This window comes from Nocardia vinacea NBRC 16497, from assembly GCF_000308835.1.
Taxonomy (GTDB): domain Bacteria; phylum Actinomycetota; class Actinomycetes; order Mycobacteriales; family Mycobacteriaceae; genus Nocardia; species Nocardia vinacea.
This window is the reverse complement of the sequence record NZ_BAGN01000071.1, coordinates 1-9,733: the sequence shown is the minus strand read 5'-3', so window position 1 is coordinate 9,733 and position 9,733 is coordinate 1. Positions and strand designations below refer to the sequence as shown.

The following is a 9,733-nucleotide window of genomic DNA, read 5'->3' as shown; positions in this document are numbered from 1 at the left end:
GGGCGAACGGTTGGCCCAACCACCTCGGGCTGCCTGTTCGACGGATATTCCGGCGGCCGTGGATTCTCCGGTATCTGCTGCTGCGGCGGCAGGGTAGTGGACGAATTAACGGGCGGATCCGGCGTAGTCGGTGGCCGCGGAGGCGGCGGCGGGACAGTGATGGTGATCGGGGGCAGCACAATATCGGGCAGCCGCGGTTGTTCGGGATTGGAAGTCGGTCCGGAGCACCCATCCGAGGTCCGTCCGGCGCACGGATCAGTGGGCACCCGGCTGGTCGTCGTCTGCGTCCCGGTTCCGTCGCGTGTCCCGGTGCCGTCGCGGGTTCCGCCGCCGTCCGAATTGTCATCCGGCACCGCCGTGCTGGACTGTGCCGCCGACCCATCCCGCGTCCCCCCGTGGTGTCCGGGCGTAGGCGATGGCGAAACCACCGGCGAAGTCGGCTCTTCCGATCCCGGAACACCGAAGGCCGGTACCCCGCCGAACCCGACCGGAGCCAGTGCGACCAACAGTGCGGCAGAGCAGAGAATCCCCCACCGAACACCGAACTTCGCGCGCCGAGACGCCGCGTGCCGACGCTCCCCGCCGGCACGCGTCGGAATTGCCGCCAGCGTCCCCATCGCCCATGCCTCAGATCAGCGATTTGATCAGTAGCAATGGTAAGCCCGCATTCGCCGACGCGGAGACTTCTCGCCGAGCTCAACCAGGCGAAAACCGCTGGCTACCAGGTAGCGTCACCGATGTAACCGACCTGCCCCACGAACGCATACGATCCGAACCAGGTGGTACCCGTCGGGCAGGAACCGACAACCGCGACGCGAGCACCCGGGATCAGGACAAAGGGTGGGTCCGCGACAAACTTCGCGGGGAGAGGACAATATCGGGCATGCACCGCAATGGGCCGAAACAGGACATCGACGAGTCCGAAATGACCGTCACCCAGCCGAAGGAGCAGGCGGCGGGTGTGACGGCTGTGGCTGTTGCGCTCAAACGCGGGGTCGAGGAGATGGGGGTGCTCCGCACCGCGCGCACGTTGGCCCGCCTCAACCAGGTGCACGGCTTCGACTGCCCCGGCTGCGCCTGGCCGGAGCCGACCGGGCATCGTCGCCCTGCGGAGTTCTGTGAGAACGGCGCCAAGGCCGTCGCCGAGGAGGCGACGCTGCGCACCGTCACCCCCGAATTCTTCGCTGCGCATTCGATCGAGGAACTGGCGAGCAAATCCGGTTACTGGCTCGGCCAGCAGGGCCGCCTCACCCATCCGATGGTGCTGCGCCCCGGCGCGACCCACTACACGCCCATCGAATGGGACGACGCCTACCAACTCATAGTCGAGCACCTGCGCGCGCTGAGCTCCCCCGACGAGGCCCTGTTCTATACCTCCGGCCGCACCGCCAACGAGACCGCATTCCTCTACCAATTGCTGGTCCGCAGCTTCGGCACGAACAACCTGCCGGACTGTTCGAATATGTGCCACGAATCCTCCGGCGCCGCGCTGACAAGTTCGATCGGCATCGGCAAGGGCTCGGTCTCGATCGACGACTTCGACAAGGCCGATCTGATCATCGTCGCGGGCCAGAATCCGGGCACCAATCATCCGCGCATGCTCAGCGCGCTGGCGGGCGCGAAGGCCAATGGCGCCAAGGTCATCGCGGTCAATCCGCTGCCGGAGACCGGACTGCTCGGCTTCCGCGACCCACAGACGGTCAAGGGTTTCACCAGCGGCGTCGCTATTGCCGACGACTTCCTGCAGATCCGGCTCGGCGGTGATATGGCGCTGTTCCAGGGCCTGGGCAAACTGCTGTTCGAGGCCGAGGACCGCGCACCGGGCACGGTGGTCGACCGCGCGTTCGTCGATGCGCACTGTGCGGGCTTTACCGAATACGAAAAGAGTATGCGCGCAGTCGATCTCGCCACGGTGCAGACGGCAACCGGCCTCACCGACGACGATTTACACCGCACCGCAACACTTTTGGCCGAATCGCAGAACATCATCATCTGCTGGGCAATGGGCCTGACCCAACAGCGCCACGCCGTCGCCACCATCGAGGAGGCGACCAACCTGCTCTTGCTGCGCGGCATGATCGGCAAGCCCGGCGCGGGCGTCTGCCCGGTGCGCGGCCACTCCAACGTCCAAGGCGACCGCACCATGGGCATCTGGGAGAAAATGCCCGAGGCCTTCCTCGACGCACTCGACCGCGAATTCGGCATCACCAGCCCACGCAAACACGGCTACGACACCGTCGATGCCATCCGCGCCATGCGCGCGGGTACGGCGCAGGTGTTCTTCGGCATGGGCGGCAATTTCGTGTCCGCCACCCCCGATACCGGGGTGACCGAGGCGGCGCTGCGCAGTTGCGCGCTGACCGTGCACATCTCCACCAAACTCAACCGCAGCCACATCGTGCACGGCGCGACCGCACTCATCCTGCCCACCCTCGGCCGCACCGATCTCGACCTGCAGAACGGCACGAAACAGCAAGTGTCGGTGGAGGATTCGATGTCGATGGTGCATCTGTCCACCGGTCGGCTCAAGCCGGTCAGCGAGCACCTGCGCAGCGAGGTCGCCATCGTCTGCCAACTCGCACAGACACTGTTCGGCCCAGATCACCCGGTGCCATGGGCGCAGTATCAGCAGGACTACGACAAGATCCGCGATGCGATCGCCCGTGTCGTGCCCGGCTGCGACGACTACAACAAGCGGGTGCGCGACCGCAACGGCTTCGTGCTGCCGCATCCGCCGCGCGACTCCCGCGAATTCCGCACCACCACCGGCAAAGCCAATTTCGCGGTGAACGAATTGACCTGGGTCCCGGTCCCCGAGGGCCGATTGATCCTGCAGACCCTGCGCAGCCACGACCAGTACAACACCACCATCTACGGCCTGGACGACCGATATCGCGGTGTGCACGGTGGCCGGAAGGTGGTCCTGATGAATATCGACGACATCACCGAATTCGGTTTCGTGGACGGTGATCTGGTGGATCTGGTCTCCGAATGGACCGACGGCACCGAGCGCAAGGTGACCGGCTTCCGCATCGTCGAATACTCGACCCCGCGCGGCAATGCCGCCGCCTACTATCCCGAGACCAATCCTCTGGTTCCACTGGATCACGTTGCGGTGCGGTCGAATACACCGGTATCCAAGGCCGTGACCATCCGGGTTGAGCCACACGTCCATGTGGGGCAGCCATCGTGAGTAGAGTGACCGCGCGCCGCAAGACGCGCCGTATCTCACCCAACGGCGTGATCGAACGCCCGGATTCCGTCGCGGTGGAGGAACCGCTGGAGCTGCGCCTCGACGGCCAATCGCTCACCGTCACCATGCGCACCCCGGGCAGCGATATCGAACTGGTGCACGGATTCCTCCTGGGCGAAGGCATCATTCAAACCGCCGAGGATGTGGTGAGCGCCCGCTACTGCGCGGGCACCGACGAGAACGGGCATAACACCTACAACGTCCTCGATGTCCACCTGCGCACCCCGATCCCGGTGCACGGCCGCAACTTCCTCACCACCGGCGCATGCGGCCTCTGCGGCAAAACCGCACTCGAGGAGGTCCGCACCCGCACCAGATTCCCGCTGCCGACCACCTCGATCACCGTCGACACCGAAACCCTCGCCGACATGCCGGACCAATTGCGCACCCGCCAAACAGTTTTCGACGCCACCGGTGGCCTGCACGCCGCGGGACTTTTCACCGCCGACGGCACCGCACTCGCCGTACGCGAAGATATCGGCAGGCACAACGCCGTCGACAAGGTGATCGGCTGGGCCGTACTCGAAAACCGTATCCCCGCAAATGATCTCGTGCTCATCGTCAGCGGCCGGGCCTCCTTCGAACTGGTCCAGAAAGCCGTCATGGCTGGCATCCCGATGCTCGGCGCCGTCTCGGCCCCCAGCTCGTTGGCCATCGATCTGGCCGCCGAATCCGGCCTCACCCTGGTCGGCTTCCTGCGCGGGGACACCATGAACATCTACTCCCGCTCGGACCGGCTGACCGTCACCGCCGAGGTCGCCGCCTATTGATCGTGACCCGAGGTCGACTTACGGTTGCAGCACCAGATCCCTGGTTCGGCGATGAACGGAGAGACCGATGCGGATCACGGTAGATGGCAAATCCGGCGGGCTACGCGTGCGGATGCGGTTCGAACAGCAGCGCAACCGCTGGCTCGCGGTGCGGATCATGTTGGGGGTATTAGCATTTCAGGGCGCGGTCGTCGGACTGTGGGCCGTCTTCGCGCCGCACTCCTGGTACACCAGCTTTCCGGGCTTCGGCATGCAGTGGATCTCCGCGGACGGGCCGTACAACCACCATCTGGCATCCGATGTCGGCTCGTTCTTCCTGGCCCTGACCGCGGTGACACTGGCCGCGCTTTTCCTCGGCGGCAGCGCACTCGCCCAGGTCGCGGGCCTCGGCTGGCTGGTCTTCGGCCTCCCACACCTGATCTATCACGCGTTCCACAAACCCGCCGATATGGGCGGGGCCAGCTTCACCCTCAGCGTCGTCGGTGCGGCGTTGATCGTCGCCCTCGGCTCGGCCCTGATCCTGGTCACCCCGCGTGGGCCGCAGCTGCGCGATCCCGCCCCGATCACCTTCCAACGCCCCCGCCGCCGTACGAACCGCTAGACCGCCGAAACAGTAACGCCCCACAGCGCATGCTGTGGGGCGTTCTCCGTGCGAAGTGGGCGTGTTCAGGACGCGTGCCAACCTCCGACCTCGGTCAGGTGGTCGAGGGCCTGCACAACGGCTGGCGCACACAGGTGTCCGTCGTCCGGCCCGAGCCACGCCATCTCGGCGATCTCCGCAGCCGGAGCCGGTGTGCCGCGACCGGGCGCGCGGAAGCAGTGCATCTCGACCAGCGTTCCGGGACGCCCGTGGGCGGGGGCCGTGATGGTCACCACGGGCGTGATCCGGTGCGCCTCCAATTCGACGCCGACTTCCTCGCGAACCTCCCGAACGAGTGCTCCCGCCAGGGTTTCTCCGGGTTCGGGCTTGCCGCCCGGCAGATAGAAGGCGTCGCGTCCCTCGGTCCGGACCGCGAGTAAGCGGCCGTTCTCGACGCACAACCACGCCACCGACGTGAGCGTTCGTTCCCCGATCATGGTCCGAGCTAACCCTTCGAGCGACCTGCAAGCAATCGCTACGGACGACGTGTCAGTCCTTCAGCGCTTCGAGCAACGCCGCACGCTGGCGGGCGCCGAGTCCACCGATGCGGCGGTCCTCGGGAATCTCCGCCTGGTCCATCAGCTTGGCCGCCTTGACCGGTCCGACACCGGGCAGCGCCTTGATCACGGCAGCGACCTTGGTCTTCTTGACCAGGTCATCGCTGTCCGCCTTCTTCAACAGGTCGGCGACCGAAACCTTGCCGGCCTTCACCTTGCCGATCAGTTCGGAGCGCGCCTTGCGGACCGCAGCCGCCTTGGCCAACGCCTCAGTGCGCTGTTCCGCGGTCATGGTAGGCAGTGCCATGTCTCCTCCGCTTTCACTCGTCACTCGAACATCTGGTTGACCGGACCGAGTAAACAGCACGACGAGCACCACACAAGCTCGACACACCGGGTTCGAATAGCGAGAAATAGCGACAAGTTTTCTGAAACACCCTCGCCCCACCGGGCTGGAGACCCATGCGGACCAGGCGAAAAGGACAAAAAGGAATCCCGCCCCGAACCTGTCGCGTCCCCCAGGCCATCCCTCTCGAGGGCGCAATCAAGGAGACTGCGGCCTCAGCGACGGCTTCACACAAGGCAGCCGAACCCGCTGAGCCCCGAAAAAAGCTGCGGGGACGGTAACGAATGGAGAGTTTATGGCGACACCAAAAGCAGACGCACAAGTGCTGGACAGAAGGTTCAACGGCGAACCAGGGAGTCAATGGCGATTCCGAGTCCGGGCGCGATCGGGCGGCACAGTGATGTGACAAGCGGTCGTCACCGTATCCAGAAGCACTGGCGCGCCAACAAGATACCGACAGGGCGGCCATCGGCCCGTTCGGTGCGCAATACAGTTCGACGAGTACTGGCGCGGGGGGCCATCTGCGCCAGTACGTCTGCCCGGCCAACGGGATTCCATATCACGCGATCACCGGACACTGCTACGCTCCGAATTAGAACACGTTTCAATTCGTGAGAGGTTTCCATGGCAGCCAAGATCCGCGATGTGATCGAGCAGTATGTGAAGTTGGTCGGTTCCGGCCCGACCGAGGCGATCGTCGACCTCTACGCACCCGATGCGGTGGTGGTGGATCCGATCGGCACCGAACCCAAGCGCGGCCACGACGCCATTCGCGAGTTTTACGAGGTACTCGGAAACCTCGATCGGGAAACCGAGCTGCACGCGGATGCGGTTCGAATCGCAGGCAACCACGCCGCCTTCATGTTCACGCTCGTCACCAAGTTCGGCGATCAGCGCTTCACCCTCTCGCCCATCGATGCGATGGACTTCGACGACGAGGGCAAGATCGTTGCAATGCGCGCCTACTGGAGCCAGGACGATATGCGCAACGAAGCGTCCTGAGTCCAACCAGACCGCGGGTGCGGCAGCCGAATTCGACTGCCGCACCCGCGTTTTCGGTTATCAGGCGCTCGCGCGAGCCAACTCGAGCGGTTTCGGCCGCGAGACCGCGGCGAGGCTCGGGATGACATCGAAGACCGCGGCATGACCCGCGATCTCGAGTAGCCGATCCACGCAGTGCGGGCCCGTGATCAACTGGAGTCGACGGCCGCTGTGGCCGAACCAGGATCGGGCCTCCATCAACACCCGCAGCCCGGCGACGCCGAAGAACGTGACCTGCGATAGGTCGACAACCACCACCGCGCCCGCCGTCGGCAGTGCCTCCAGCAGGGACTGCCGAAACGCGTCGGCCGTCAGGTAGTCCATCTCGCCGCCGACGGCACACAAGGTGACCGAATCCACCGGCGGCGACACGACTACGCACAGACGATCGGCGGACCGCTCAGGTCCGGATCGGTCCGCGGCAGCAATACGTTGATCTGAGGAAACTAGAACTGTCGACATGAGGACCTCGGTCCGTCGCATCCGCCGGAGAAACCTTGTCGGCGGGAACTTTTCGCCCCGATCACCTAGGGATCAGGACTGGGCTGGTTACTCAACCGTGAACGAGGAGTACCCCAACCGGCAGGCCGGTACACATCGAATTAGTCCGAGCGCGATCGCCGCAGCATCGCGTAGTAGCAATGCCACTGCAGGAATCCCCCTGGCACTCCCGCGTGAAGACGTTCACCAGCTCCCAGCCGAAATGCTCATCCAGCCATTCGACACAGGTCGTCACGAGCGAGAGGATCCCCTGGTAATCGGGCATCGCCGTACTTGCGATCCTTGCGGACTCCCTAGGGGTCTCGGCGTAAACCACGAGATACTTGCGCTGGTACGTGCGCATATCGACGGTGCCGTTGAGAATCGCTGCGGCATCCAGCAGCGCGCCCGGGCCAGCCGGAAGCAACGGAGGTTGCAGTTGCATTCGTCTGACCCGGTTCGCGAAATGCTTACGCCGACTTCTCCCGGCGCTCGGCGCGCTGTGCCTTGCGCGGCACGATGGTCGGCAGCACATTGTCGTTGACGGTGTCGGCGTTCACGACCACCTTGGCGACATCGTCGCGGCTGGGGATGTCGAACATCGCCAGCTGCAGGACCTCCTCCATGATGGCGCGCAGACCGCGGGCGCCGGTGCCACGCAGGATCGCCTGATCGGCGATCGCCTCCAGCGCGTCATCGGTGAACTCCAGGTCAACGCCGTCCATCTCGAACAGCCGCACGTACTGCTTCACCAGTGCGTTCTTCGGCTCGGAGAGGATCTTGACCAACGACTCCTTGTCCAGGTTCGTCACCGAGGCGACGACCGGGAGGCGGCCGATGAATTCCGGGATCAGACCGAACTTGATCAGATCCTCCGGCATCACCTCGGCGAAGTGGTCATCGGTATCGATTTCGGCCTTGGAACGTACCTCGGCGCCGAAGCCGATGCCGCGATGTCCGGTGCGATCGGAGATGATCTTCTCCAACCCCGCGAACGCACCCGCGACAATGAAAAGCACATTGGTGGTGTCGATCTGGATGAATTCCTGGTGCGGATGCTTGCGCCCGCCCTGCGGCGGCACACTCGCCTGCGTACCCTCCAGGATCTTCAGCAGCGCCTGCTGGACACCCTCACCGGAGACATCGCGGGTGATCGACGGGTTCTCGCTCTTGCGGGCGATCTTGTCGACCTCATCGATGTAGATGATCCCGGTCTCAGCTCGCTTGACGTCGTAGTCCGCGGCCTGGATCAGCTTCAGCAGGATGTTCTCCACATCCTCACCGACATATCCGGCCTCGGTCAGCGCCGTCGCGTCGGCGATGGCGAACGGCACGTTGAGCATCTTGGCCAGCGTCTGCGCCAGGTAGGTCTTACCGCAGCCGGTGGGACCGAGCATGAGGATATTGGACTTGGCCAGTTCGACGGTCTCGCCGCGGCTGTCGCGACCCTTATCGCCCGCCTGGATGCGCTTGTAGTGGTTGTAGACGGCCACCGCGAGGGTGCGCTTGGCGGTGTCCTGCCCGATCACGTAGTTCTCCAGGAAGTCCCGGATCTCGGCGGGCTTGGGCAGCTCATCGAGTTTGACCTCGCTGGACTCGGCCAGCTCTTCCTCGATGATCTCGTTGCATAGATCGATGCACTCGTCGCAGATGTACACCCCTGGTCCCGCAATGAGCTTCTTGACCTGCTTCTGGCTCTTTCCGCAGAACGAGCACTTCAGCAGATCGCCGCCATCTCCGATGCGCGCCATCTCGTGGGTCCCTACTTCCTTGTCCGCGTGCAACCGTCTATCCAGGTTGCCAGCAATCCGCCACCCTCGGGTGTAATCACGAACACCTCGAGCGATTCCGACGGTTCGAGCACTGCCGTCAACCGGGAGCAAAGGTCCCTAGGTCGACCGTACCCGGTGTGTGCGACGGAGGTCGACAACTCGAGCATGTTTCTCACGGGGGTCGTCCGAGTTCTTACCACTATGGAACACGTTCACCCCGATCGATGGCCATCCGACACTCCTGGCCGCCCGCCTCGGAAACCCTTCCGCCCGACACCCTTCCGGCCGGTCGGCTTCCCTGAAGCAGTCCGGCCGGGGCACATGCCGAGCGGCATGTGGCCCGGCCGGAATTTCCTGACATAGAGCAACTTACGAGCGATCGGCGCGCCGCGTCCGGCGCGTCCGCCCTACTTCTGGGCGCTGAGCTTGCGGTAATCGAAGACCGTGTCGATGATCCCGTATTCCTTGGCGTCCTCGGCCGTCAGGATCTTGTCGCGGTCGGTGTCCTTGCGGATGGTGTCCGCATCCTTACCGGTGTGGCGCGCCAGCGTGGTCTCCATCAGGCGACGCATGCGCTCGATCTCGGCGGCCTGGATCTCCAGGTCCGAAACCTGCCCCTGGATGCCACCCTCCAGCGACGGCTGGTGAATCAGCACGCGGGCGTTGGGCAGGCAGGCGCGCTTGCCCGGGGTACCGGCGGCGAGCAGCACAGCCGCGGCGGAAGCGGCCTGACCCAGGCAGACGGTGGCCACATCGGCACGCACGTACTGCATGGTGTCGTAGATCGCCATCAGCGAGGTGAACGAACCACCGGGCGAGTTGATGTACATGGTGATGTCGCGATCGGGATCCAGCGACTCCAGCACCAGCAGCTGCGCCATGATGTCGTTGGCCGAGGCGTCGTCGACCTGCACGCCGAGGAAGATGATGCGCT

General features: G+C 64.6%; 10 protein-coding genes. 4 read left to right on the top strand and 6 right to left on the bottom strand.

Annotated elements, in window-relative coordinates; genetic code table 11:
* Positions 1-883: 883 nt before the first annotated feature.
* From ON44_RS08450 to ON44_RS46590, 3 genes are all read left to right on the top strand, one after another.
* Entirely contained in the window at positions 884-3,193 is a 2,310-nt protein-coding gene (locus ON44_RS08450) for an FdhF/YdeP family oxidoreductase (protein ID WP_040687692.1), read from the top strand.
* Entirely contained in the window at positions 3,190-4,023 is an 834-nt protein-coding gene (gene fdhD, locus ON44_RS08445) for a formate dehydrogenase accessory sulfurtransferase FdhD (protein WP_040687691.1), read from the top strand. The genes ON44_RS08450 and fdhD overlap by 4 nt, the downstream gene beginning before the upstream one ends.
* 67 nt (positions 4,024-4,090) lie before the next feature.
* A complete protein-coding gene (locus ON44_RS46590; RefSeq protein ID WP_051181748.1) occupies positions 4,091-4,624 on the top strand; it encodes a hypothetical protein in 534 nt (177 codons plus the stop codon).
* 65 nt (positions 4,625-4,689) lie between these two features.
* Here ON44_RS46590 and ON44_RS08435 read toward each other — a convergent pair whose 3' ends face one another.
* Positions 4,690-5,100, bottom strand: a complete 411-nt coding sequence (locus ON44_RS08435) for an NUDIX hydrolase (RefSeq protein ID WP_040687689.1) — start codon at positions 5,098-5,100, stop codon at positions 4,690-4,692.
* A gap of 52 nt (positions 5,101-5,152) precedes the next feature.
* Positions 5,153-5,467 carry an integration host factor, actinobacterial type gene (gene mihF, locus ON44_RS08430; RefSeq protein ID WP_040687687.1) on the bottom strand — a complete coding sequence of 105 codons (315 nt, stop codon included), beginning with the start codon at positions 5,465-5,467 and terminating at the stop codon, positions 5,153-5,155.
* Positions 5,468-6,130: 663 nt separating this feature from the next.
* On the opposite strand from mihF, the gene ON44_RS08425 reads away from it, so the two are divergent.
* Positions 6,131-6,508 carry a nuclear transport factor 2 family protein gene (locus ON44_RS08425; RefSeq protein WP_040687686.1) on the top strand — a complete coding sequence of 126 codons (378 nt, stop codon included), beginning with the start codon at positions 6,131-6,133 and terminating at the stop codon, positions 6,506-6,508.
* Positions 6,509-6,568: 60 nt separating this feature from the next.
* Here the strand turns inward: ON44_RS08425 and ON44_RS08420 are convergent, their stop codons facing one another.
* The 4 genes from ON44_RS08420 to ON44_RS08405 form a co-directional block, all read right to left on the bottom strand.
* Complete coding sequence (locus tag ON44_RS08420; protein ID WP_245567064.1) at positions 6,569-6,907, bottom strand: STAS domain-containing protein; 339 nt, start codon at positions 6,905-6,907, stop codon at positions 6,569-6,571.
* A gap of 193 nt (positions 6,908-7,100) precedes the next feature.
* On the bottom strand, positions 7,101-7,472 hold the full coding sequence (locus ON44_RS08415) for a hypothetical protein (RefSeq protein ID WP_040687685.1): 372 nt from the start codon (positions 7,470-7,472) through the stop codon (positions 7,101-7,103).
* Between the two features lie 25 nt (positions 7,473-7,497).
* Positions 7,498-8,778 (bottom strand): ATP-dependent Clp protease ATP-binding subunit ClpX, encoded by a 1,281-nt coding sequence (gene clpX / locus ON44_RS08410; protein ID WP_040687684.1) that lies wholly within the window; start codon positions 8,776-8,778, stop codon positions 7,498-7,500.
* A 428-nt stretch (positions 8,779-9,206) separates the two neighbouring features.
* Positions 9,207-9,733, bottom strand: a 527-nt coding sequence (locus tag ON44_RS08405; RefSeq protein ID WP_040687682.1) for an ATP-dependent Clp protease proteolytic subunit, incomplete at its 5' end; no start/stop codon positions are given.

Excerpts from the sequence above, each read along its gene's own strand:
- ON44_RS08435 (WP_040687689.1), bottom strand. The coding sequence starts at position 5,100 with ATGATCGGGGAACGAACGCTCACGTCGGTGGCGTGGTTGTGCGTCGAG.
- ON44_RS08450 (WP_040687692.1), top strand. The coding sequence starts at position 884 with ATGCACCGCAATGGGCCGAAACAGGACATCGACGAGTCCGAAATGACC.
- ON44_RS08425 (WP_040687686.1), top strand. The coding sequence starts at position 6,131 with ATGGCAGCCAAGATCCGCGATGTGATCGAGCAGTATGTGAAGTTGGTC.
- clpX (WP_040687684.1), bottom strand. The coding sequence starts at position 8,778 with ATGGCGCGCATCGGAGATGGCGGCGATCTGCTGAAGTGCTCGTTCTGC.
- ON44_RS46590 (WP_051181748.1), top strand. The coding sequence starts at position 4,091 with ATGCGGATCACGGTAGATGGCAAATCCGGCGGGCTACGCGTGCGGATG.
- mihF (WP_040687687.1), bottom strand. The coding sequence starts at position 5,467 with ATGGCACTGCCTACCATGACCGCGGAACAGCGCACTGAGGCGTTGGCC.
- ON44_RS08415 (WP_040687685.1), bottom strand. The coding sequence starts at position 7,472 with ATGCAACTGCAACCTCCGTTGCTTCCGGCTGGCCCGGGCGCGCTGCTG.